Genomic DNA, 23,431 nt, shown 5'->3' on the forward strand with positions numbered 1-23,431 from the left:
GCGTTTTTAAACAAAATAGCTCAAATTTTCAAAACCAGAATTTTCCATTAGATCTAAATCAAGAAACTGAAATTCCAGCTGAAAATTTGAGCACAGATCAATTTTACCGATTACTCGGCAAACAGGTTGAGATACGCCTGATTGTGGTTAGGATCGGCTCCCTTGGCGACGGCATATAGCGGCTCGGCAATCTGATTCACCAGATCAACGATCCCGCTGTCCAGTTTTCCAGCATCAACCATACCACTGAGTAACGTCAGTACACCGTCCTGACTCATGCCCTCACGATACGGGCGATCCTGCACCAGCGCCTGAAATACATCGGCAACCGCAATAATGCGCGCTTCGGTGCTCAGTTCTCGCTCCCGTGGGTGAAACGGATAACCGACCCCGTTGATGCCCTCATGATGAAACGCCGCCCAGCGAGCCACTTCCCCCAGCCCTTCAATATTGCGCAGAATTTCATAGGTTTCGTAGCTGTGACGACTCATGACTGCCCGCTCGTATTCATCCAGTGGGCCGGGTTTGTCGAGAATATCGTCGGGAATATTGAGTTTACCCAGATCGTGCAGCAGCCCGGCAATTTCAATTTTGTCGCACTGTGAGGCTGGCAACCCGTAAGCCTGTGCAATGCTGCGCGCCACATCCGCCACCCTGACCGAATGCTGCGCCGTGAACGGGCTTTTCTGATCGACGACATAGGACATGATGAGCGACAACTGCTTGATCTGCGCCAGAGAGAGTTGCTGGTTACTGGGCATGCGCCCCATGTCCCAGGTGTAACGAGTGATATGACGATCCTCAAGCGCAATCCAAAAGGCTTCCGCTTTTTGAATGCTCTGAAATACACGCACCAACTCGGGATCAAAATAACTCCCTGCGCTGTCGCTGATTGATTTCACGATGTCATCACGAACCAGTAAAATGTCGCTTTCATAATGGCCTGCACCCAGCACATCAATCCTGTCGGCCAGAAATATCAGGTTCGCCATACGCGCATCGCGCACACTGATGTCCGCTTTGGTCAGCTCCGCCCACGGAGTGTGATGGTACAAAATCGGGACCGAAAATTTCGCCAGCGGCGCAAAGTTTCGTAATAACCGATGACCGATTTCACAATGAATATGCGCGTCATCCCAGTCGAAGTGATTCACCAGATTGGAGTGCATTTGTTCGGTCGACACGCCGCAGTCATGCAACATACCCAGTTCAAAAATGTACTGAATATCGTCATCGCTGAGCCCGATTTCGCTGGCAATCAGGCTGGCGATGTAACCCACCCGTTTGCCGTGATTGGTATCGTTCATTCCGACCAGTGACACTGCGGTTTCAATCGCAATGACCATTTGGCGTAAGTCGATGTTCATATCCCTTGATTCATCCATTGTCGCCGCCTCAAATTAGCACTCCCTGATTTAAACGTAGTCAGGGTTATGCTGATTTATGAACTTACATGAAGTGAAAATTTAACCATTAACACTCTTTAGCACAGCAATCTTCTGCGTATCTGGCTCAGGTCACAATTTAAGCGCGATGACAAAATCGTCCATTGAGAAATGACGCATCAGGGGATTGAAGCGATAAAAAACGAGCCGAATGGCTCGTTGACGTTCTGGGCTACTTTGGAAGAAAACTGAAGCCCGGAGAATAGCGATGTAAACCATCCATATCCCCTTTGCTCAGCGCCACGCCGTTAGCCCGGGCGATGGCGTAAACCATGCTGAGGTGAAACAGCATGTTCGGCACAATGTAATGATGGAAGAACTCAAACGGCGCCAACGCTATCGTGGTCTCTCCCGCTTTATCTTTTAAGACGCGGTCATCTTGCCAGTGGAGTAAAGCAGGTTCAGTCGCCAGATACGCGAGCGTTTGGGCAATTTGTTGGCGAACGGCTTGTTTGCCGGCTTGCGAAGTGAAAAAAGATACCTCTTCAACTCTGGCTAACGGGCAATAGCCGCGCAAAGCAAAATTGGCCGCAATTTTTGCGTTTATCTCCAACGAGAACATATCGTCTGCCAGCGCTGTGGCGAACAGTTCAGGCGGAATTTTCTCAACCACGGTATCCAGTTGTGTCAGGTACCGCATCAAGAGTGCTTTGATGTCACCGTCCATGTCGTGATTTCCTTACTGCTTTATTCTGGCTGGTAAAACTGAACGCCCTGCGCTTTCTCATGCTGAAATTTCAGCGCGCAAGTTTTGCAAATACAGGCTTTGCGCTTGGCGTCTTTGGGCACTCGGTCCAGCAGCTCCTGTGGAAAAGTGATGTTGGGATCGTTACACCAACAGGATTTCGTCACATCTCCGGTAGACAGATTAACGCAGGCATTGCCATTGCCGCATAACGGGCAAATTAACGGGTCGACATTCTGCACTTTATGGCTCACGCACGGGCTCCTAGAACAAGGTGGATGTTTTCGCCTCTCGGACGAGCCGCCACACTACTTAAAGTGCTCGCGGCAGGCAAGTCATGCGAGACATTCGGCGCCATCAAATCAATGATTTGTCCTGGTAACAGTTCACCCGCTCCATTTCGCCGTTTTGAATAACAAAAAAGGCATCCTGCGGTAAGTCCTGCTCCCACACTTTATCGTAGTTCAGACCCAACAGCAGCCCGCGCAGTACAATACCAGTGAGACCATGGCTGACCACCACGATATCTTCCTGTTCTGGCACTTCAGCCAACCACTCTTTCAGGCGCGCTTTCACATCCTGATAGCGTTCTGCGTTTGGCGCTTTGAGATACCAATCGCGACTATCGAGCAATTGCGGATCCTCTTCCAGTAAATCAAACAGCGGCTTTTCTTCCCACTCGCCAAGTGAGAACTCTTTCAAACGGTCATCTTGATGCAAATGCGCTTTCTCAAAGCCAATTTCATCGCAGATGATATGAGCCGTCTGCACCGCGCGTCCCAGTGAACTGGCGTACACCCGATACGGGCGACCATTTAGATGAGATTTAAGGTGGGTACCCACCGCCAAAGCCTGAGCTTTACCTGTACTGGTGAGTGGTGAATTACAATGCCCCTGCAACTTTCGCTCGGCGTTGAACTGAGTTTGTCCGTGTCTGACAACAAAAATCTTTCTGGTCATGCATTCCCCCTGATGATGTCGATTCATCACGTTAGCCGATTCTCAAACCGACTGCAAAGGGCAATGCCGTTTAGTTAGCGTTCATCCAGCCTGAGCGCCATCGATACGAAATCCGCTTCTTGCTCCGTGATTCGGTATCCAAGGCGCTGATAAAAGCGAATAGCGGCGTGATTGGCGGCAAAGCTCGACAAAGTTATCGCCGAGCGTTGCTCTTTTGGGCCCATGGCGTTCAGTTGTTGCATCACCGACTGACCGATGGCCTGATTCTGATAGTGGGGAAAGATAATCAGCAGATGCACATGGTAAGCGTTGTCATAGGGTTTAAAACAGATGAGGCCGACCCGCTCGCCACGGTGCACAATCCAGTGGAACCAAGCCCACTGATAATCGGTGTGCAGGCGTTGACGCTGGAACTCATCATCCCAGCCAAACACTTCATCTACCAAGTCGAAAATACCTTGTTTAACCGTCGCGAAGACCTGTTCGAACTCGCTTAATTCAGGCGTGACGAATAATAAACCGCTGTTCTTTGTCGTCTCTGACTGGTTGTCCTTGTGCATCAACATATTCAAGGCTACTCCGGAAACTTCGCCACTTGCGGCGCTTCCAGCCCGGCTTTATGCCATTCGGTCTGCTCGCTGCAAAAAATGCGCGCATCCGGCGTTTTGCTTGGCTCTTCGTTAAGGCTTCCCGCCGGCACAATCAAAAATTTTCCGCTGGATGAAACGTAAGGCAGGCCGGAGCCGCATATCTTGCAAAACACCTGAGTAAATGAACGGTGCGGATGATCATAACGCTGCGTGACGTCCTCACCGCTCAGCCAACGAATGTTGTCCGGTGACGTAAACAGGTTGGAGGCATGCGCTGACCCCGTCATTTTTCGGCATTGCTCGCAATGGCAGAAATAGAAATGTTTGAAGTCGTCTTCCACGGCAAAGGTCACTTCACCGCAGCAGCATCCGCCACTGATTTTATGACTCATAGAACCTCCTTGTCCCTTGATAGTATTGAGTTAATGCTTGATTAAGATGTAAATCAAACTTGACCAAGAATGATCACACTATAGTGGACGCGTTTTATGTGCGACAAATTCGTGCTCTCACACTCCAGATTTATGACCTTGTTCTCAACCCACATCGCACATACTTTTTACCCACCTTGTTACGTTCTCCAGCCATAAAAAAGCGAACCCGAAGGTTCGCTTAAACATCATCAAGATATGAAGCAATCACGAATTCTTCATTAGCTGGGCTGATATTTGTAACGTATCTGCTAGTAAAGATATGGAAGGAAGCGTGGCAGTACGTCGGTTGTATCAAGTGAATTTCGGATAAGAATTTCTATAGGTTAACGCCGCATTAAGGTGTGAGCGGCGCTTGGCTATACTTGAGCGAAGCGAAACTGCCAAGCGTTGCGAATCACTCTTAAATGCCTTGTTATTTTGCTGATACCCACCGACTTTCAAGCCCAATAGTTTGGCTGTCAAAATCAATAGAAGCCTGTACCCCTAGTGGTGTAACCAACATAGGATGCGTATGACAACTGTCGAAGCCATAAAGTATAGGGACGTTTTTGCCATTTAACACTTCAAGCAAAACGTCAAGCGGCGTACGCCCCGTCCCTTTGTCATTAAACAGTTCATGTTTGCCTAATACAATTGCACCAACCTTTTCAAACACACCACAGGCCATTAGATGGGCAAAAGAACGTTCGACAGTTTCTATACCTTTAAGAGAGTCTTCAAGCAGGAGGATGTCACCTGACTCTATCTCCGGCATATATTGGCTACCCCATATACCTGCCATAGTATTGAGATTACCACCAATTATGCGGCCTCTAACTTGGCCACTACCTAAAAACTGCCATTCATTTATGTAAGTAGATTTTGGTGAGTCTTGAGTTTCCCAGTCGTGCATAACGTCTGTCCACGACGGAGGCATTGTGTACTGATACGAATCAGACTCCGAACACAAGATTTCCAGAAAGGATTGAAGCGTTTCTTCGACTAAGGGTGGAAACTCACCAAATGATGCAACCAGTGCTGGGCCATAAAATGTAACAAGACCTGTTTGAGCATAGATACCCAGTAGCAATGCCGTTACATCAGAATAGCCAATAATAATCTTGGGATCGTTCCTGAGTGCTTCATAATCGATGTAGGGCAATAGAGAATTACTATTGCTACCACCAATTGTAGACATGATACACCGTACATTAGGGTCACGGATTAATCGATTAAACTCTTCCGCGCGTTCTAGAATTGAGCCTGAGCGATATGAATCAGAACAGCCAGTGAGATCCCCCTCTACTAGCTCAAAGCCTTGAGATTCAAGATAAGACTTTGCTCGCTTAAAACGATTTGGCGCATAAGCCGTTGCTGGTGATGACGGTGAAAAAAAGCCAATTTTATCACCAATTTTTAAAGCTTGCGGGAATATCACTTACCTTTATCCTCCATAATTCAAATAAGCAAAATAACGCCCAATTAAGGTGTGAAGCACGCAATGACTAAGTTTCCGCATTGCACTTCAGCACCAAAAGCCACCGCATACCAAAAATGCCAAGCGTGCTGAATCACTCTTAAATTGTTTGTTAAATTCAATCATCACAGTTTATCAAAACTAGGTTTGGTGGTTGGTGCATAAACTCACCTTCGAAGTCTGAATCTAGAAGTCTGCTAAAGTCACGTGCCAAAGAGCTATTTGGAGAAGTCATCTCAATATGGCTCATCATTAGCGTCCTCAACCACCCACGAAAGTTATTTCGATATCTCTCCGACTTCTTACTTAATCCTGATTCATAATGGATCGGAGTCCCAATTTCTAAGTTATAAAGTGCTTTACCAAAAGTGTAAATACAACACGCAAGCGTACACTCTTTATATCCATTGAGTGTTCGATAAGGTGGATGATTGTTAATCTGTAACTTAGCAAATTTAGTCGAAGGGTTACTTAGCGGTGCAGCACGATCAGCGGAGATGTAGAAAAAGTTATACTCCTTACCTTTTATTTTATGAAAGACACCCAGAGAACCAATCGAAGGAAGTTCGGCTCCACTTAGTATTTCAGGATGACAATCAAAAGGTGGATAAGCTAAAACATTAGGTCTCCTTGCCAACAAGTCCCACTGTTCAAGATTTGCCTTAAAACTAGTAAGGCCAACCCTAGTCCGCGGACTACTACATAAGCTATGCTTTTCTAACGACCTTTTCGCCTGTAGCAATGTGACTCTAGCTTCAAACGATGGATTCTTTTTATACGATACAATTAATAGATCTGAAATTTCACAGCGAGCAGCTTTCCTTCCCCATTTACCACCTCCGTTGAAAACAACTTGATGCTTCATTCCGTGAAACTCTTCTATTTTGAAGTTGCTTTTAAGAGAGGCAAAACTATCCATTAAAGCTCGAAATTGCTTAACCTCAGAAAAGTTAGCTTTTTGAGATTCTAATTTCCATGCCATATCTAATAAACCAGCAAATGTATTTGCCAACATCAATTACTCCTTTTTGAATTTAACGCCCTGTTAAGGGGTGAGCAACGCAATACAAAAGCCGCCGCATACCACCCTAATCACCTAAACCAACGCATAGTGAAAATGCCACGCGTTGCGAATCCCTCTTGAACAGTTTGTTAGGCAAACTTTCCCACTAGTGCCTAAGTTTTTGATAACAAAAAATGTGTATTAGGCTCTACTTAAATTCCATAGTTTGTGAGACGCTGAGTGAATCTCCTTTCATATTTTCAAACGTAAACCGATTTACTATGATTTTCACAGAAATCGATTCTGGGAGGAACGCTTTTTGCTTCACTGATTTACTTTCATTAGGCGCCAAAGCAAATTTTTCAACACGGCCAGCCCAGAAGTCCAATGAACCTCGGTCGCCTGCGGAACTTTCCAAATAACCTTCAATAAATATTGGCTCATTGGTGTTATTTGATAATTTATTGATAATGGTTAGTATTTCTCCTCGCCTAATCACTTCAACTGGCTCAATAGAGAGCTTTGAACGTACTATCGCATTTTTAAATACTTTATCGGCTCTTTCTTCACGTAAGTGAGTTTTGAATCCAGCAAGTTGCTTACTGTTTTCTAGAAATTCAACTTTCTCACTTATATAACTAAATATCGAGACTTTCATCTCAGCGCCAACAGATGTTCCAAAGGCAAACGGTACTAACAAAAACATTGTGATTAGAGGATAGGCAATAATGTTTTGCCAAAATGCGGTTGCTTTTTCTTTGCTCTCTACAGTTTTTCCCACCGTAAGCTTCGATTCAATACTTTCTATATCTATTGGGTCGAAAGACTTGCCTTCAATAAGTAAAATTACTGTTATAGATTCGAGTCTTGACAACTTGGGTATAGAAAGTGTTTGTCCATTTACAACCAGTGAGCTTTTAGATGTCCCAATTAGCTCGAACTTACATGCTTGGCGGAATGTAATGGCAACATCCTCCTCAGCTAGAAGACCAGCATTAAATATGTTGAATGATATTATCTGACCATCACTAATTGGGGTATTTAGGTATAGCTTAGGTGCAATAACATATAACCACCTGCTTTTTATAGCTGCGAATATACCAGCCACACACAGCGCACCAATCACACTCGTAATTACAGTTGTAAACAAAATGTACTCCGTTATCTTTTAGTTTGCCTAACAGCTTATTCGTGCGCATGAGCGTTTACCTTGTTGGACCAGTGAAAACGCGCACAGTTAACTATTTGTATGTAATGAACTTATCAGCATTTTGCTAAATTCACCATCTGGAAAAACGCGCATGCGCGTTTCCCAAACCTATTACCTACCCCATGGGTTTTATAATTGCATGATTTTAATAAAATTTTCTCATATTGAAATGTAAAAACACGCACGAAGTTGGGATGAAAATCGTCATGACTTCAATATGACTGTATGCCCGTCCAGCTTTTAGGCATTTCAAAGAATTGCAAAATTTAAGTAAATTGGATGAAAATTCCTAGGCGAGAAAGTCTGGGTTTGACTGCGCCACAGACAATGGGTCAACTCGCTTTGGGGCATAACCAAGCCAACACCAACCTCGCTAGCTTGGGGCAACAAAAATGAATTGCAGAAGTCGATGTAGTGAGTAATCGATGTGTCGCTACGCGCTTACTTTACGATGGTCTATCCAACATCAAGAATAAAAAAAAGCGAACCCGAAGGTTCGCTTAAGCATCGTCAGAGTGTGGAGCAAACTAAACGATTACAACATCGCGACTGATTGTTGAGCAATCACGAATTCTTCATTGGTTGGAATGACCATAGCAATCGCGTTCATCATCTCGGATTTCGCGACAATGCCAGCATTACCAAAACGTGCGTCTTCGTTGCCTTTTGCATCTTCAACGAAACCGAACACGGATAGATAGTTCAGGATTTCGCGACGGATCGGCAGCGAGTTCTCACCGATGCCTCCGGTGAAAATGATGCCATCCACACGACCCAGCGGGATCATGTAAGAAGCAATGTATTTCGCAACGCGGTAGGTAAACACTTCAAATGCCAGTTTCGCGCCTTCGTGACCCTGTTCCATCGCTTCCAGAACGCCACGCGCATCAGAAGTCAGGCCAGATACACCAAGGAAACCCGATTTTTTGTAGAGCGTTTCGAACACTTGTTCTTTGGTCCAGCCTTTCTTAAGCAGGAACTCGATGATGCCCGGGTCGATGTCGCCAGAACGGGTACCCATCATCAGGCCAGCTTGTGGGGTGAAGCCCATAGAGGTATCAACACTCTGACCATCGCGGATGGCACAAACTGACGCACCGTTGCCCAGGTGAACGGAAATCACGTTGGTGTCGTTGACGTCTTTGCCGAGCATCTTGGCGGCTTCGCGGCTTACGTAGTAGTGGCTGGTACCATGGAAACCGTAACGGCGGATAGCGTACTGTTTGTACAGCTCAGTCGGGATTGCACCGCTGTACGCTTTTTTCGGCATGGTTTGGTGGAATGCGGTATCGAACACAGCAAACTGTGGCAGCGTCGGGAATGCTTTAACCGCAGCGCGGATACCTTTCACGTGTGCCGGGTTGTGCAGCGGCGCCAGGTCAGCCAGTTGTTCAATTTCGTCGATCACGTTGTCGTCAATGCGCACGGTGGACGTGAAGTGCTCACCACCGTGAACGATACGGTGACCTACAGCCACGATGTCGTTGGTAAAGCCAAGGGTATCAACCAGTTTTACAATGCGGTCTACCGCGTACTGGTGATGGTTTTCTGGGGTACTAATGGCTTCTTCGGTTTTCTGACCCTGATATTTCCAGCTGATGACCGCTTCCGGCAAACCAAAACATTCGCCAAGACCCGACACCAAAGCATCACCGCTCTTTGAATCAATGACTGCGAATTTAAGTGAGGAGCTACCTGAGTTGATGACCAACACATACGAGTTCGACATGGGGTTGTATCCTGTTTCCGACTGAGAGTTCGAAGCCTGCGCTTCTCCATTTACAGACTCCCATTATTCAATAATTTTTGAATCTTTCAACTTTGTTTTAGTCTTTTATGTGATGGAAACGTTTTTTTGTTGATCTTTGACAATGATTGATTTTTTTTGAGGTTGGAAATATTTCCATCAATCACAGTTCAGTGAATAAAAAAGAGCTCCGTCATTGCTGAAGGAGCCCTTGTTGCCTAGCTTAGCTGATGTTGTTATGAATATTATTTTGTATTTTATGCAACCAAAATCTCATTCCAGTCGAGTGTGATCGGTTCACGACGCGCGAACATGACAATGTGTTCATTGATGATCGACTGCTGCACGGCGACTTTCTCGGCACTGTCACTCTGGCAGACGAAGATCAGGCGCTGCTGTTCATCATCAAGTGAAAGCGTTGTCACACCGGATGGAAATTCCACGCGGCCTTGTACTTCATCCCAGCTGGCCGGCACTTTACGGGCAAAGTGACGACACAAGGTGACAAGGTATTTGGCGACATGTTCAGAACGTAATTCGGCTTTAGATTGGTATTGCATAAAATATCCTTGATGTTGCCCGCCTCGCAGCGGGCAAAAGGGTTAGAACTGGTAAGATGCGGAAATCTTGAAGCGGCGACCCGGTTCGTAATCATCCATGGCGCCTGCGCGGGCATTCGCTCCAGTGCGTGATGCGTGCGATACGTACAGCTCGTCAAAGATGTTGTCGATACCGAAAGTTACCGTCAGGTCAGGCACGGCGTAAGGCATCCACTGCGCATACAGGTTGTGCGTGTCATACCCTTCTTTCTTATCGCTGTTCTCTTCCACATTGGTTTCATCCAGCACCACGATTGACGTCCAGCCAAACAAGGTGTCGATTGAATCCGCGTGATAGCCCAGGTTCAGAGCAATGCTGTCGCCCATGTCGGCGCTGCGGCCGTTGGCATCCAGCATCGGACCGCCGGTTGATTTGTCTTCGGTGTCTGAACGTGAGTAAGACAGGCGAGAGCTGAACGCTTGATATGCGTAGGTCGCACTCACTTCAAAACCTTTAATCACTACATCACCTGTATTTTCAAAGCGATAGCCGTCTACCGCGCTATCCCAGGTTTGCATGATGTAATCGTCGATTTCGGTGCGGAATACCGTCAGGTTCGCAGCCACAAAGTGATCATCAATGCGCTTGTCAAAGCGTACACCACCCTGAGTGTTCAGACCGGTTTCGGCTTTGATGTCATCCGCCAAATAAGATGTCTGTTGATACATCACGAAGGTTTCCAACAGCTCAGGCGCTTTAAACAGCGAGCGAGCATTGGCAAACAGCGTCCAGTCTGAATTCACTGCCCATTCGGTGCCCAGAGACCAGGTCACGTCATCGAAGTTGTTGGTTTCATTCACCGCTTTGCGCTTCACGTCGTCGTAACGCAGACCAGCGGTAATGTTCCAGCTCTCGGTCAGTGACAGGGTGTTCTCAGCAAAAATGGCGTTCGACAGGCGAGATTCATCCATGTAAGACGAACCGGCGTAAGAGCTCTTACTGGTTTGATCGACGACATCGGCACCGTAGACCACGCGGTTGTCCAGGTTCAGCAATTGGTAATCCGACTGGAACTTCGCGTTCAGACCCACGTTACGGTTGGTCGCCGTATTGGTATCTTTCGGACGCGGCCAACGACCGGTCACTTTGCTCTCGTCACGTTCGATTTCGGTTTCGCTGCTGTAAAGCGTTACCGTACCGCTGTGTTTCTCTTTGGTCAGTTTGTATGACGCAGTGACAGTGTCACGGTTGTATTTGGTTGGCAGCAGGTCATCAGCAGTCAGGTTGGTGTTCGCTGAACCGTTCATGTCCGGGCGCGGGCTGTAATCGCCTTCATCGCGATACAGGTCATAAGCCAGCTGGAAACGGTGGCCGGCCGCTGGTTCATAACCCACTTTACCCAGAATATTGTAGGTATCGCCTTTAACGCCAAAGGTTTCATCACCATTGCCGTCTTCAAAATTGTCACGAGCAATGCCTTGTGCGTACAACATGGCATCAACATCGTCGCTCAGCTGACCATAAACGGTTACCGAACCTTGCTCGCTGGCGTTTGAGTTGTAGCCGCCAAAAACGCGTACACCGAATTGTTCGTCACCGCGCAGCAGATCTTTCGCGTTCTTGGTTTCAAAATACACCGCACCGCCAAGACCACTTTGCGTCACCGAGTTGTTACCAACCTGAATATCGGCCGATTTCAGAATGTCTGGGTTAAGAGTCAGGTTGCCGATGTGGTGGAACATGTTGGCGTGTTGTGAAGCACCATCAAGACGAATATCCAGGTCCGTTTCGTTCAGACCACGAATGTTGATACGCTGGTTGACTGAATGTGTGCCGCCGACATCCACACCTGGAATATCACGCAGCAGGTCGGACATATGGTCAGCCTGCTTGACTGACAGATCATCCGTACCCAGAGATTCTGAGCTACTGGACACTTTGGTTCCCCACACCACAACATTGTCGGTCTGAGTCTCTTCTTGCTGGGCAAAAGCCATATTGCTCAGCGCCGCACTGATCGCCAAACATACCACTGACTTGTGAATAGAACGCATTTTCTTACATTCCTTATATTTTAGTTATGAAAATACAAATGATAATAATTCGCAAGCATGGTAGAGTGACGCACTCAGAATGAGAAGATGAATAGGTTATGCAAAATCGCATAACGCTTATGAGAAATAACCGTATGTCACTCAGTCAACGTCTGGAAATGATTCCGAAAAAGGTCACGATGACCCGAAAACTGCAGCAGGATGATAAGCAGATTATTATTAGCCACGGCCAGAGACAGGCGGCCGCGCTGGCAGAAGGATCGTACATCAATTACGCCAACGAAGGCGCATTTATGCTGCATGGCGGAATAAGCCATGAGCTGACCGACTCCAATGTGGTCGCCACGACGCCTGCATCGGTCATCATCACGTTGCTGCTTGAAGGCAGTTTGATTTTTGGCTATGACGATTTGGAGTTTAATTTAGAGGCGGGCAAACAGGCTCAGGGCGTGATTGTCAATTTCACTCAGCCAGCGAGCTTTCGCCGCCGTCTGCAAAAGGACAATCACGTCGTTAAACTCAACATCATTCTGGATCAGGCGTGGCTGAGTAAACGCATTCGCAAGCCCTGCCCGCTGACACAGTTTATTCAGCAAGACAAAGCGTTTTGCCATCTGACATTAAGTGAAGAGATGGTGAGCGGAGTACGCCGAATACTGGCAACGCCCAAACCGCAGACTCTGTTAGAAACCTTGCACCTTGAGCACGCCGCGATTGATTTGGTGCTCAAAACCGTTGAACAACTTGAGCCACTCAATCATGAAAAAATGACCAGCGAGACTCGCAGTTACTGTTCGCAAATGGGACAGATCGTGCATTTTCTCGATCAGCACCTTTACGAGGAGTTATCTCTCGACACATTGGCACAGCAAATGGCGATGAGCACGTCAAATCTGCAACGCAAATTCAAGCAGCAGATGGGCATGACGGTGGCGAACTATGTGCGCCAGCGACGCCTCAATAACGCGCGCCAGCAGTTGGAGCGGGGCTACGTCACCATTACCGAAGCGGCGTATGAAGCGGGCTATCATCACCCGTCCAACTTTACCGCGGCATTTAAAAAAGCCTTTGGTCAATCACCGCAGGCTTTTATGGCAAAGCAATCGGATTAATCGGGCATCAGTGCGTGTGATACAGACACATGCGCTTGCCTTCAATCTCAAGCACGCGGAACGGCGTTTCGTAGATATCGCCTAAAACCTCTTCCCGTATCACCTCTTCCACACTGCCCGTCGCCACCACTTTGCCTTTCTTCAGCGCAATAATGCAATCGGAATAGCACGACGCAAAGTTGATGTCGTGAATGACCACGACCACCGCTTTATTGAGATCGTGCGCCAAGCGTTGAATCGTCGCCATGATTTGCAACGAGTGTTTGATGTCGAGGTTATTCAGCGGCTCATCCAGAAACACATAGTCGGTATCTTGAGCAATCACCATGGCAATGAACGCCAACTGACGCTGACCGCCACTTAGCTCATCCAGATACTTGTTCTCAATGCTCTGCAGATCGAGATACTCAATCGACTGGTCGATCACTTGCTGATCACGCGCATCCAGTTTGCCCTGCGAATAAGGAAAACGGCCGAACGAGACCAGCTCTCGCACTGTGAAACGCATCGTCAGCGTGTTGGCCTGACGCAGCACCGACAGCTTTTTCGCCAGCGCTTTGGTATCCCAATCCACCAGCTCTTTGCTGTCGATCCATACTTTACCTTCATCGCGATTCACCAGTCGGCTTGCCATCGAGAGCAGCGTACTTTTACCCGCGCCGTTGGGCCCGATGATTGACGTGACCTTACCTTTTTCGAACTCAGCACTGGCGTCTTTCACCACCGCTTGTTGCCCAAATATTTTCGTCAGTTTATCGAGTTGAATCATTGCTAGACCACTTTGTTACGAATCAGAAGAGAAAGGAAATAGATGCCACCAACAAAGTTGATGATGACGCTGAGTGTGGTGCCAAATTGGAACACTTTTTCTACGATCCACTGCCCTGCCAGCAGCGCAAACACCGACATCGCCGAACAGGCAATCAGCAGCACGCGATGCTGATAGGATTTAAACCATTCGCGCGTCAGGTTGGTGACCAGAATGCCAAAGAACATGATCGGACCAATCAGTGCGGTGGAAATCGAGATCAGCACTGCGCTCAACATCAACACATTACGCGTAGTTTTACGCACATCTACCCCGAGACTGACGGCGTTATCGTTGTCCAACCAAAACACATCCAGCACGCGGTGCATGCGAAACAGCAGATACGCGACCAGCAGTAGTAATGGCGCAACAAAATAAACCAGGCTGACTTTGACGTTGTTGAAGCTGGCAAACATATTCGCCTGCACCGACGCAAAATCGTTCGGGTCCATCAACATGATGAGGAAAGATGCGATGTTGGAGAACAACTGCCCCAGAATCACACCCAGCAGCAACAACGCAATCAGGTTGCGCTTCTCTTTGCTGAAATAGAACGTAAACAGCACAGTTGAAAAGCCCAGCATCGCCGCGACCGACAACGAGAAGTTGAGGTAGGCATTCATCGCAAAGCTGCTCAGGCCGCCAAACAGCGCCACAATCCCCACCTGTACAAACAGATACAAGGAATCAAAACCCATGATGCTCGGTGTGAGGATGCGGTTGTGGGTGATGGTTTGAAATGCCAGCGACGACTGCGCAATCGCAATACCTGCCAGCACAATTGCCAGCACTTTCGGCACGCGGCGCGACAAGAAATACTGATAGTTGTCCGGCGTCAGGCCGACACCGATGAATGCAGCGGCAAACACCATTGCCAGCACAATCAACAGTGTGAGTTTAAGTTTATCGTGCATGGCGCTGGCCTCGCAGAATCAGCGCAATAAACGCCACACCACCAAAAATACTGATGATCATAGAAATCGGAACTTCATACGGGAAGATAATCACGCGGCCAATCAGGTCGCACAGCAGCACCAATAACGCGCCGAAAATGGCGGTGCGCGGAATGTTGAGTCTCAGGTTGTCGCCGTAGTAATAGCTCACTACGTTCGGCACAATCAGGCCCAGAAATGGCAGCTGACCGACAATCATCACCACCGTCGCCGACATCACTGACACCAGACACACCCCAATCACCAGCACCTGCTGATAATTGAGCCCCAGATTCACGGCAAAGTCTTTACCCATACCCACCGCAGAAATACGCGCTGCGTACAGGTAACTGAATATCGCCACGGGAACCGCGATATACAACAGCTCATAGTTGCCTTTAAGCAGGTTGGCGAAGTTGGCCACCGCCCAGCCCGACAGGTTCTGCACCGCGTCGTATTTGTAGGCGATAAACGTCGCCGCCGAACTGACGACATTACCGAAGATGATCCCGACCAGCGGCACAAAGATGGCGTTCTTAAACTGAATGCGCTGGATGAACTGGACGAAAATCAGCGTCCCCACCATGGCTACCGCAAAAATCAGCCACAGGTTATTGCCGTCACCAAAAATGACCAGACTTAACACATAGCCCAGCATCGCACACTCGATGGTGCCGGAGGTGGACGGCGCGGCAAAACGGTTCTGACTGATTTGCTGCATGATCAGGCCAGCGATGCTTAACCCCGCACCGGCCAGTAATACCGCGAGAAGACGTGGAGCACGGCTGGTGAACAGCAGGTTCCAGCTATTGGCATCGCCATTCATCAGGGCGATAAAAGACAAATCGCCCACCCCCACAAACAGTGAAGATAGGCTGATTAGCACAAAAACAAGCAATAATCTTTTCAAAACTAACCTCAGCTTGCTGGCTCACAGCCTGCTTCTAGAGCAGGCTGTACCATCGCCAATTACAGCAGACCGATAGACTGTTTCATGTCCGCCACCATCTGTTCTGTCGCTTTCACGCCAGAGATGGAGATGTACCAAGCATTCAGGTCAAGGTAAGTCATGTGTTTGTTTTTATAAGCGTCTGTCGCTTTCACCAGATCGTTTTCAAACTCTTCGTGGGTGTGGCTCGTGCCTTTATTCACCAGTTTGTCACGGTCGATGATAAACAGTGTCTGTGGGTTGTGTTCACGAATGAACTCGTAAGAGATCAGGTCGCCATGACGGCCGCCCTGCTTCACTTTCACGTTCTCGTGGAAACCGAAATCGCGGTAAATCGCCGAGAAGCGCGAATTAGCACCGAAAGTAGTCAGGTTGCCACCTGAGCTCATCACCGTTAGCGCGTTCACTTCATGCGTTTGTGTGTAATCGTTCACCGCTTTGAACTGATCGTTGATTTGGGCAATCTTGGCATCCACTTGTGCTTCGATATCAAAGACTTTACCCAGGTTGTGCCATTGTTCCTGAGTGCTTTCCCAGTAACCTTTGCTGTCATCGGCCGCAAATACGATGGTCGGCGCAATCTTAGCCAGTTCGTCGTAGCTGGTTGCCGCACGCGGACCGATGATGATCAGATCCGGCTTTTGCATATAGATAGATTCGAAATCCGGTTCAAACAGCGAACCCGCCTGACCGTATTGATCGCCTTTGTACTTTTCCAGGTAAGGTGGCAGTTGAGGCACTTTCGATACCGCAACAGGCTGAATACCGAAACTGTCTACCGCATCCAAAGCACCCAAACCGATCACCACTACGCGCTGTGGTTTCTGTTCCAGTGTGGTTTTACCCATCTGGTGTTCAATGGTTACCTGCGCAGAATGGGCAGAAAAAGACATCACCAGGGCCAAAGACGTCAAACTGATAACGGATTTCATAATCTTCCTTTCTATTAATAATTGCGATGAATTTTGATAAGCATTCGCATTAAGATGGCGCAACTATACCCATATCGAAGTGTGGCCGCAACTGGGTTGCGTCACTTCTGTTTGTAAATCTATGTAAAAGAAGGAAGATGTTGATCTGACGTTAAAAAGACGTCAGATCAAATGATCGATTAAGCGGCCTGAGCAGAGGTAAAGGTGAAGGTTTTGCAGTGTGAACCATGCACATGGGTGATGGTTTGCGGCGCGACAATAGTCCAACCCGGTTCACTATCGAGCGGCTCAGAAGCCAGAATGATGTCGCCTTCCATCACCTTAGTGAATACCGTCGGCGGATGTTGGTCTGAGCTGTAACGTACCAACCAGAACTGTTCACCATCGGAAATACAAATCGATGCTTTGAAAGGAGTGTGAACGCCCTTCTCTGCCATCACCTGCTCAATCTCATGGATGGTGGTGCGAATAGCGTCCACTGGATTGTCGGTCAGCCCGTTTTTCATCATCAGCAGAAAGATCAGTTCACTGTCAGTCGTTCCGGTCCGTTGCACATACAGCGATTCCGGCAACAGGCGTTCCAGCGTGTATTTTACTTTTTCATACTCGCCAATCTGACCGTTATGCAGAAACATCCATTTATCCAAAATAAACGGGTGACAATTTCGGCGTGAAACTTGCGTGCCGGTTGATGAACGCACGTGCGCCATAAAGCGGTGGGAACGAATGTGATGAGCCAGTGAACGAAGGTTTTCGTCACTCCATGCCGGAAGCACTTCATGAAATTGTCCTGGCGTGCTGCGCTCGGTGTACCAGCCCAAACCAAAACCATCGGCATTGACGCGCGTCACGGCTTTGCGAGCTTCAATACTTTGATGAACTAAGGAGTGTTCCGGTTGATAAACCAGTTGATCGAGATAGATAGGGTTGCCCTGATAGGCGAGCCAGCGGCACATGACAAATTCGTCCTCCAGACAGAAAGAGGCTTCAATTAACCACGTTTATCGGACACAGGCAATATCCCGACAAAAATTGTTTTTATTGCTCATAAAACAGCCAATTCTATCTGCCATTTTTGCACCCAATTCGAGCAACCATCACTGCTGCCATCATGCTTGCACCATAATTAAGCAAGGTATTCATTTCCCAGCATTTTTCACTGGTTGAACCATAGATAATAAATATGAATCAAGTTCAAACTTTCGCAAGTCGCCAAATCCGCCCGTGTTGAGCGAACAGTAAGTTATTTTTTCATTCCACCGCGCCCTTCAATTTAGAGTAAAAATTCTAAAAGCCATGCTTTATCTACCCTGAAGAAGCACAGAGCATTTCTTATTACTTTATTTATCCGTTATTTATTTAAACATTGTGCATAAATAAATGACCACACCCTCAATAATTATCGTTATTTTATGTTCACTTATTATGTGTAATTTGGAATGGTTATTTCAGAGCTTAATTATTTCGTCTTGTCGATGAAATACGCTGACTATAAATTGTTACAAATATTTCACACACGTTGAGTTGACTCGATGAAAATTATTTTTGCATCGCTACTAATGCTGGCAACCTCACAGGCCAATGCGACTGCGCAGCCTGATGATGAACGTTTGATCGCAGCTCTGATAGAGCGAGGCGTTATTTGTCAGGGGCTAACCGCCGAGCAACAACAACAGGCGTTAAATATATATTTAAATAAAAAACACAATAAAAAGAATCCTAATAATAAAAATACCGGTTCCTCATCAAACCCTAACCCGACTGAACACTGTATTTCTCCGGACTCCGAATAAATACATCAATAAGAATTCATGCTGGCAGAGTTTTCTGTTGGCGTGTTTGCACCATAAATATGGGAAATAATAAGGAAATATAATGAAAAACATGAGGAAAACCTTGCTTGCCTCAGCAGTGGCTTCTTGGTTTAGCGTCGGTGCATTTGCACAAACACCAGTGGATATGGGTGTCGTTAACGAAGACAAGTTGATCGACATGCTGGTACGCAATGGCACCGTTAGCGCAGATGCAACCGCAGCAGAAAAACGTCACGCACTTGACCTTTATCTAGAGAGCAAAATTCGCTCTGGCTTTAAGGGTGACGCTCAGTTTGGCAAAAAGGCACTTGAGCAACGCGCGAAAGTGCTGAAGGTGATCAAGAAAGAAAAAGGCATGCACAAAGCCAGTGTGTTCGCGCTGGAAATTGGCCAGCAACGCACCGATAAAGTGCTGGCTTTGCTGATTGATTTCCCGGATCTGCCGTGGAACGACAACCAGCTCACCAAAGAGCATACCGAAATGCTCTACGACAGTTACGATGCCGCGCACTATCAGAATCTGCTGTTCTCAGACAGCGGCTATACCGGACCGAACGGCGAAAACCTGATCTCCATGCGCCAGTACTACCAGAATGAATCCGGCAAAAGCTACAGCGTTGCAGGTCAGGCTGCCGGTTGGTATCGCGCATCGAAAAACGCGGCTTACTACGGTGGCAACTCTCCCGCGACCGATAGCGACATGCACGCTCAGGAACTGGTGCGTGAAGCACTGGATCAACTGGCGCAAGACCCAAGCATCAACCTTGCCGACTACGATGTTGAAGACCGTTACGACTACGATGGCGATGGCAACTACCGTGAACCGGATGGCGTGATTGACCACCTGATGGTATTCCACGCCTCTGTGGGTGAGGAAGCTGGCGGTGGCGTACTGGGCGCTGATGCGATTTGGTCACACCGTTACAATCTCGGCCAGTACCATGTATTAAAAGGCACCAGCAGCACGGTTCCGGGCCGCTTTAACGGCCAGTATGCAGCCTATGACTACACCATTCAGCCGATTGATGCGGCAGCTGGTGTGTGTGCCCACGAATACGGCCACGACCTTGGTCTGCCGGATGAATACGACACGCAATACACAGGCAAAGGTGAGCCGGTCTCTTACTGGTCCATCATGTCTTCTGGCAGCTGGGCAGGTAAAATTGGCGGCACGCAGCCAACCGCGTTCTCCGCGTGGTCTAAGCAATTCCTGCAAACTGCGATTGGCGGCCGCTGGATCAACGACGACCAGATTTCCATTGACGATCTGAAAAAAGGCGCTCGCACTTACACCCTGTTCCAGACCACCGACAATGCGCGTCCGAACCTGGTTAAAGTGAACCTGCCGATGAAACGCACCGAAGGCATTCAGCCATATGAAGGTCAATACGCGTTTTACTCCAACAAAGGCGACGATCTGAAAAACAGCATGAGCCGTCAGGTCACGATTCCGGCTGGCAGCAGCGCGATGCTGACGTTTAAAGCCTGGTATCAGATCGAAAAAGATTACGACTTTGCGCGCGTGCTGATTAACGGTCAGCCGATTCAGGGCAACATCACGTCGATGGACGACCCATACAATACGGGTCTGGCGCCAGCGATTGGTGGCGAGTCGAACGGATGGGTCGATGCGCAGTTCGATTTGTCTGCCTGGGCAGGCCAAACGGTTGAGCTGAGTTTTGACTATGTGACGGATGGCGGTCTGGCGATGGAAGGTCTGTACATCGACAATCTGGCGCTGGACGTCGACGGTAATGTAAGCGCTCTGGATGACGCGGAAAGTGGCTCTACGTTCGCTCTGAACGGCTACACCACCAACGATGGTTTCCACGAAGCTAACCACTACTACCTGCTGCAATGGCGCAGCCACAACAACGTCGATGAAGGTTTGGCGAACATCAAACGCATGGGTCAGCTGATCAGCTTCGAACCGGGTCTGTTGGTGTGGTATGTGGATGAATCGTACAAAGACAACTGGGTAGGTAAACACCCGGGTGAAGGCTGGTTAGGCGTGGTTGATGCCGACCAGAACGCGATGGTCTGGGCGAACAGTGGTGAAGCAGCGCAAACCCGATTCCAGGTTCGTGATGCGGCATTCTCACTGTTTGACCAAGCGCCAATGCGCCTGGAAAGTGCCGATGGTGATGTTCTTGAGGACGTAAGCCTGATTGGTAACGCAAACTTTGCTGATTCTCAGGATTACAGCTCGCCATTAGCACCGGACTCCGGCCGCCTGCTGACCGAATTTGGTCTGCAAATCGACATCGTGAATCAGAGCCAGGATAACGAGTACGGTGTGGTTCGCCTGTCTCGCGCCAACACAGCGAATGTACCGCCAACTGCGAACTTCGAACTGGATGTGAATGGCCTGAGTGTCAATGCACACAACTACAGTCAGGATCAGGATGGCAAGCTGGCAAGCTATGCCTGGGATTTTGGCAACGGCCAAACCAGCAGCGAACTGTCTCCAAGTTGGAGCTATGACGCCGCAGGCACGTACACCGTTAGTCTGACCGTGACCGATGATCAGGGTGATAGCGATACCTTCACTCAAAGCATCACCGTCGTGCAGCCGAACAATCCGCCAGAAGCAAGTGCTCGTCACATTCATCTGGGTCGCTGGGTGACCATGTGGTCCACCAGCACTGACAGCGACGGTCGCATTGTCGACACCGAATGGACGCTGCCAAACGGCAAAATTAAACGTGGCCGTATGTTTAGCGCCATTCTTCCGAGCTACGGCAAACAGGACATCACACTCAAAGTGATGGACGATGACGGCGCCAGCACCACCACAATCATTTCCCTTGATCTGTAAGTCCCACCTTTGTTTCTAATCCATGGAAACAGTTGAGCGCAACGCCCGTTGCGCTCTTTTTTTATTGCGTTTGCATACGTTCCAGCGCTTCAACCCGCCGCCATTGTTTGGCATCAAAGCTCGATTCACGCAACGCGGCAATTTGCTGCGCTTTTTGCGTCTCACTCAAGCTGTTGTCGGCCAGCAGCTGCGCACGCTGCGCTAGATATGACGTTAACGCCTGCTGAAATTGGGCGCGTTGATTATCGAGTTCTCCCAAACGCTGCGCTCCGGCTTCACCGACCATTTCGACACGGGCCAGATAACGCGACTGTTCATCGTCGCCATCGGCGCTGTAAAGTCGGTTGACTAAATCGGCATTCTGTTCGCTGCGCTGAATATAATCTTCCTGCTCAGCCACAACGCTCTGCCACTGTGATTTGGCATCGGCGGCGTCACTTGCCTGACCGGCAATACGCAGTTTTTCCATCGCCAGATGCCTGAGCTGATTTTCTTCGCCAAACAAACTCTGCTGTTGTTGCGGGGTAAAAAACTGCAACTGCAGGGCGAGGATCTGCTGATTAAGTTCAGCAAGTGAGTGGTAATCAAGCGAACTGATGGCAACCGACGGTTCAAGCCCAGCCAGTGCCTGCTTGTAGAGCACAAATTGATCGAACAACGCCCCGTCGACCAGAAAGCCGTTTGCACTCTGTTCGTAGTTGGCGACGTGGTGCTCAATCTCTTTTAAATCACCTTCCCCCAGCCCGGAAACAAAATAGTCGAGCAGATCTCGCGGTGAAGATTGATCCAACTCGGTATCGCTTTGAGACGCCACCTGCATCGCAGCAGGTGGCAAAGTGGAATCGGAAGGCCAAAAGGCCGCACTGAGGCTCCCCAATACGGCCACTATTCCTAAACACAGTGCGGTCTTTTGCATGTCGACTCCTTATAGGCCTTGCAGTTTCAGACGGTTAGCGTGCTGGCGGTACAAGGTAACAGGGTCAGTTTCAAACAGGTGGTGAATACCGAGCAAGCCGTTGATTTCATCCAAATGATTCATCTTGTAATCATCTCGAATCACTTTGCCTAAATGGGCGCTGCACGTCCCCACCAGGCCATCACTCGGGCCATCAAACGCCAGTCCCAGCACCATCATCGCCGCATCGGTAGGATCAAGCGCATTGGTAAACGTTGATGCGCCAGTCCAAGAGTAGTAACGCACGCCGTTCACCTCATAATCGCCTTCACCACATTCAGTCGCAGGAATGCCTTCCGGGTAGTTTTGGTTGAACGCCAGTGACCCTTGGGTCGTCAGTGCATCGAGCGATGCCAGCGCATCTTGTTCAAGATCGCTGCCGCCAGACAGCAGGTTAATCAGCGTCACCAGACCATCGGCCAGTTTAACCGCCAGCGCTTCAGTGACAGAGTCTTGCGGAATGGTATTGCGCACTAAATCCGCCACCGCCGAGCCTTTGTTTACTCCGCCAATACTGGTTGCCGAGGCGACCAAATCCGGACGGACCGAAGCAACGTAACGCACCGTTGGTCCACCATGACTGTGGCCAATCAGGTTGACTTTTTCCGCGCCCGTAGCGGCGAGCAGCGTTTCAACCTGCTCAAGCAGCTGTTCACCGCGCAATTCGGTGCTGTTGGTGGCAGACACCTGCGCCACGTACACCGTCGCGCCATCTTTGGTCAGAGACTGAGGAATGCCATAGAAGTAATCCACGCCAGCTAACGTATCGAAACCAAACAGACCATGGACCAGCACAATAGGATATTTGGTGTGGGTATAACCTGTTTGGTCGAGCGCGCCCGCACTGGTCGAGGCCAGTGACAACGAACTGAACAGGCAGAGAGCAGAAAGTAATAGTTTGTTTTTCAAGTGATCTTCCTTCTTATTAGGGGATCTGTGCTTCATAAAAAACACAGACATCGGACCTCTGAGGAGCAATCTAACGTT

22 protein-coding genes and 1 pseudogene are annotated in these 23,431 nt (G+C 48.6%); 3 read left to right on the top strand and 20 right to left on the bottom strand.

Annotation, left to right across the window (positions count from 1 at the left end):
- Positions 1–110: 110 nt before the first annotated feature.
- The 13 genes and pseudogenes from JIG40_RS18595 to JIG40_RS18655 form a co-directional block, all read right to left on the bottom strand.
- Positions 111–1,385 (bottom strand): HD domain-containing phosphohydrolase, encoded by a 1,275-nt coding sequence (locus JIG40_RS18595; RefSeq protein ID WP_199465826.1) that lies wholly within the window; start codon positions 1,383–1,385, stop codon positions 111–113.
- 232 nt (positions 1,386–1,617) lie between these two features.
- Complete coding sequence (locus tag JIG40_RS18600) at positions 1,618–2,112, bottom strand: DUF1993 family protein (protein WP_199465827.1); 495 nt, start codon at positions 2,110–2,112, stop codon at positions 1,618–1,620.
- 20 nt (positions 2,113–2,132) lie between these two features.
- Positions 2,133–2,384 carry a cysteine-rich CWC family protein gene (locus JIG40_RS18605; RefSeq protein ID WP_020328218.1) on the bottom strand — a complete coding sequence of 84 codons (252 nt, stop codon included), beginning with the start codon at positions 2,382–2,384 and terminating at the stop codon, positions 2,133–2,135.
- A gap of 103 nt (positions 2,385–2,487) precedes the next feature.
- Positions 2,488–3,090 (bottom strand): histidine phosphatase family protein, encoded by a 603-nt coding sequence (locus JIG40_RS18610; RefSeq protein ID WP_047460628.1) that lies wholly within the window; start codon positions 3,088–3,090, stop codon positions 2,488–2,490.
- A gap of 74 nt (positions 3,091–3,164) precedes the next feature.
- Positions 3,165–3,656 carry a GNAT family N-acetyltransferase gene (locus JIG40_RS18615; protein WP_199465828.1) on the bottom strand — a complete coding sequence of 164 codons (492 nt, stop codon included), beginning with the start codon at positions 3,654–3,656 and terminating at the stop codon, positions 3,165–3,167.
- 8 nt (positions 3,657–3,664) lie between these two features.
- On the bottom strand, positions 3,665–4,072 hold the full coding sequence (locus JIG40_RS18620) for a GFA family protein (protein WP_020328215.1): 408 nt from the start codon (positions 4,070–4,072) through the stop codon (positions 3,665–3,667).
- A 454-nt stretch (positions 4,073–4,526) separates the two neighbouring features.
- On the bottom strand, positions 4,527–5,531 hold the full coding sequence (locus tag JIG40_RS18625) for a S66 peptidase family protein (protein ID WP_199465829.1): 1,005 nt from the start codon (positions 5,529–5,531) through the stop codon (positions 4,527–4,529).
- Between the two features lie 44 nt (positions 5,532–5,575).
- Positions 5,576–5,696: pseudogene (locus JIG40_RS18630) on the bottom strand (DUF3265 domain-containing protein).
- Complete coding sequence (locus JIG40_RS18635; RefSeq protein ID WP_199465831.1) at positions 5,689–6,585, bottom strand: hypothetical protein; 897 nt, start codon at positions 6,583–6,585, stop codon at positions 5,689–5,691. Before JIG40_RS18635 ends, JIG40_RS18630 begins: the two are co-directional and overlap by 8 nt.
- A 196-nt stretch (positions 6,586–6,781) precedes the next feature.
- Complete coding sequence (locus JIG40_RS18640) at positions 6,782–7,723, bottom strand: hypothetical protein (protein WP_142735480.1); 942 nt, start codon at positions 7,721–7,723, stop codon at positions 6,782–6,784.
- A gap of 595 nt (positions 7,724–8,318) precedes the next feature.
- Positions 8,319–9,512 carry an acetate/propionate family kinase gene (locus JIG40_RS18645; RefSeq protein ID WP_024375275.1) on the bottom strand — a complete coding sequence of 398 codons (1,194 nt, stop codon included), beginning with the start codon at positions 9,510–9,512 and terminating at the stop codon, positions 8,319–8,321.
- Between the two features lie 275 nt (positions 9,513–9,787).
- The gene (locus JIG40_RS18650; protein WP_020328210.1) at positions 9,788–10,090 is read right to left on the bottom strand and encodes a DUF2218 domain-containing protein; all 303 of its coding nucleotides are present in this window, start codon (positions 10,088–10,090) and stop codon (positions 9,788–9,790) included.
- 42 nt (positions 10,091–10,132) lie between these two features.
- Entirely contained in the window at positions 10,133–12,124 is a 1,992-nt protein-coding gene (locus JIG40_RS18655) for a TonB-dependent siderophore receptor (RefSeq protein ID WP_199465832.1), read from the bottom strand.
- A 134-nt stretch (positions 12,125–12,258) separates the two neighbouring features.
- On the opposite strand from JIG40_RS18655, the gene JIG40_RS18660 reads away from it, so the two are divergent.
- Positions 12,259–13,236 (top strand): AraC family transcriptional regulator, encoded by a 978-nt coding sequence (locus tag JIG40_RS18660; RefSeq protein ID WP_244662696.1) that lies wholly within the window; start codon positions 12,259–12,261, stop codon positions 13,234–13,236.
- 7 nt (positions 13,237–13,243) lie between these two features.
- Here the strand turns inward: JIG40_RS18660 and vctC are convergent, their stop codons facing one another.
- The 5 genes from vctC to JIG40_RS18685 form a co-directional block, all read right to left on the bottom strand.
- The gene (vctC, locus tag JIG40_RS18665; protein ID WP_199465833.1) at positions 13,244–14,005 is read right to left on the bottom strand and encodes an iron chelate ABC transporter ATP-binding protein VctC; all 762 of its coding nucleotides are present in this window, start codon (positions 14,003–14,005) and stop codon (positions 13,244–13,246) included.
- Between the two features lie 2 nt (positions 14,006–14,007).
- A complete protein-coding gene (gene vctG, locus JIG40_RS18670) occupies positions 14,008–14,958 on the bottom strand; it encodes an iron chelate uptake ABC transporter permease subunit VctG (protein ID WP_199465834.1) in 951 nt (316 codons plus the stop codon).
- Positions 14,948–15,886, bottom strand: a complete 939-nt coding sequence (vctD, locus tag JIG40_RS18675; protein ID WP_024375265.1) for an iron chelate uptake ABC transporter permease subunit VctD — start codon at positions 15,884–15,886, stop codon at positions 14,948–14,950. The genes vctG and vctD overlap by 11 nt, the downstream gene beginning before the upstream one ends.
- Positions 15,887–15,945: 59 nt before the next feature.
- Positions 15,946–16,857, bottom strand: coding sequence for a siderophore ABC transporter substrate-binding protein (locus JIG40_RS18680; RefSeq protein WP_020328202.1), 912 nt, complete (start codon positions 16,855–16,857; stop codon positions 15,946–15,948).
- Between the two features lie 179 nt (positions 16,858–17,036).
- Positions 17,037–17,813, bottom strand: coding sequence for a class II glutamine amidotransferase (locus tag JIG40_RS18685; RefSeq protein ID WP_020328201.1), 777 nt, complete (start codon positions 17,811–17,813; stop codon positions 17,037–17,039).
- Positions 17,814–18,389: 576 nt separating this feature from the next.
- Here JIG40_RS18685 and JIG40_RS18690 point away from each other — a divergent pair.
- Both JIG40_RS18690 and JIG40_RS18695 read left to right on the top strand, forming a co-directional pair.
- Complete coding sequence (locus tag JIG40_RS18690; protein WP_020328200.1) at positions 18,390–18,650, top strand: hypothetical protein; 261 nt, start codon at positions 18,390–18,392, stop codon at positions 18,648–18,650.
- Positions 18,651–18,732: 82 nt separating this feature from the next.
- Positions 18,733–21,489, top strand: coding sequence for an immune inhibitor A domain-containing protein (locus JIG40_RS18695; protein WP_199465835.1), 2,757 nt, complete (start codon positions 18,733–18,735; stop codon positions 21,487–21,489).
- 61 nt (positions 21,490–21,550) lie between these two features.
- On the opposite strand, the gene JIG40_RS18700 is transcribed toward JIG40_RS18695, so the two are convergent.
- Both JIG40_RS18700 and JIG40_RS18705 read right to left on the bottom strand, forming a co-directional pair.
- Positions 21,551–22,405, bottom strand: coding sequence for a lipase secretion chaperone (locus JIG40_RS18700; RefSeq protein ID WP_199465836.1), 855 nt, complete (start codon positions 22,403–22,405; stop codon positions 21,551–21,553).
- A gap of 9 nt (positions 22,406–22,414) precedes the next feature.
- Positions 22,415–23,353 (bottom strand): triacylglycerol lipase, encoded by a 939-nt coding sequence (locus tag JIG40_RS18705; protein WP_024375262.1) that lies wholly within the window; start codon positions 23,351–23,353, stop codon positions 22,415–22,417.
- Positions 23,354–23,431 lie beyond the last annotated feature (78 nt).

The sequence above is a fragment of the Vibrio sp. bablab_jr001 genome (assembly GCF_016464285.1).
Lineage (GTDB): Bacteria > Pseudomonadota > Gammaproteobacteria > Enterobacterales > Vibrionaceae > Vibrio > Vibrio fluvialis.

Excerpts from the sequence above, each read along its gene's own strand:
- JIG40_RS18695 (WP_199465835.1), top strand. The coding sequence starts at position 18,733 with ATGAAAAACATGAGGAAAACCTTGCTTGCCTCAGCAGTGGCTTCTTGG.
- JIG40_RS18620 (WP_020328215.1), bottom strand. The coding sequence starts at position 4,072 with ATGAGTCATAAAATCAGTGGCGGATGCTGCTGCGGTGAAGTGACCTTT.
- JIG40_RS18655 (WP_199465832.1), bottom strand. The coding sequence starts at position 12,124 with ATGCGTTCTATTCACAAGTCAGTGGTATGTTTGGCGATCAGTGCGGCG.
- JIG40_RS18680 (WP_020328202.1), bottom strand. The coding sequence starts at position 16,857 with ATGAAATCCGTTATCAGTTTGACGTCTTTGGCCCTGGTGATGTCTTTT.
- vctC (WP_199465833.1), bottom strand. The coding sequence starts at position 14,005 with ATGATTCAACTCGATAAACTGACGAAAATATTTGGGCAACAAGCGGTG.
- JIG40_RS18645 (WP_024375275.1), bottom strand. The coding sequence starts at position 9,512 with ATGTCGAACTCGTATGTGTTGGTCATCAACTCAGGTAGCTCCTCACTT.
- JIG40_RS18660 (WP_244662696.1), top strand. The coding sequence starts at position 12,259 with ATGTCACTCAGTCAACGTCTGGAAATGATTCCGAAAAAGGTCACGATG.
- JIG40_RS18685 (WP_020328201.1), bottom strand. The coding sequence starts at position 17,813 with ATGTGCCGCTGGCTCGCCTATCAGGGCAACCCTATCTATCTCGATCAA.
- JIG40_RS18615 (WP_199465828.1), bottom strand. The coding sequence starts at position 3,656 with ATGTTGATGCACAAGGACAACCAGTCAGAGACGACAAAGAACAGCGGT.
- vctG (WP_199465834.1), bottom strand. The coding sequence starts at position 14,958 with ATGCACGATAAACTTAAACTCACACTGTTGATTGTGCTGGCAATGGTG.
- JIG40_RS18600 (WP_199465827.1), bottom strand. The coding sequence starts at position 2,112 with ATGGACGGTGACATCAAAGCACTCTTGATGCGGTACCTGACACAACTG.
- JIG40_RS18595 (WP_199465826.1), bottom strand. The coding sequence starts at position 1,385 with ATGGATGAATCAAGGGATATGAACATCGACTTACGCCAAATGGTCATT.
- JIG40_RS18700 (WP_199465836.1), bottom strand. The coding sequence starts at position 22,405 with ATGCAAAAGACCGCACTGTGTTTAGGAATAGTGGCCGTATTGGGGAGC.
- JIG40_RS18690 (WP_020328200.1), top strand. The coding sequence starts at position 18,390 with ATGAAAATTATTTTTGCATCGCTACTAATGCTGGCAACCTCACAGGCC.
- JIG40_RS18635 (WP_199465831.1), bottom strand. The coding sequence starts at position 6,585 with ATGTTGGCAAATACATTTGCTGGTTTATTAGATATGGCATGGAAATTA.
- JIG40_RS18610 (WP_047460628.1), bottom strand. The coding sequence starts at position 3,090 with ATGACCAGAAAGATTTTTGTTGTCAGACACGGACAAACTCAGTTCAAC.
- JIG40_RS18650 (WP_020328210.1), bottom strand. The coding sequence starts at position 10,090 with ATGCAATACCAATCTAAAGCCGAATTACGTTCTGAACATGTCGCCAAA.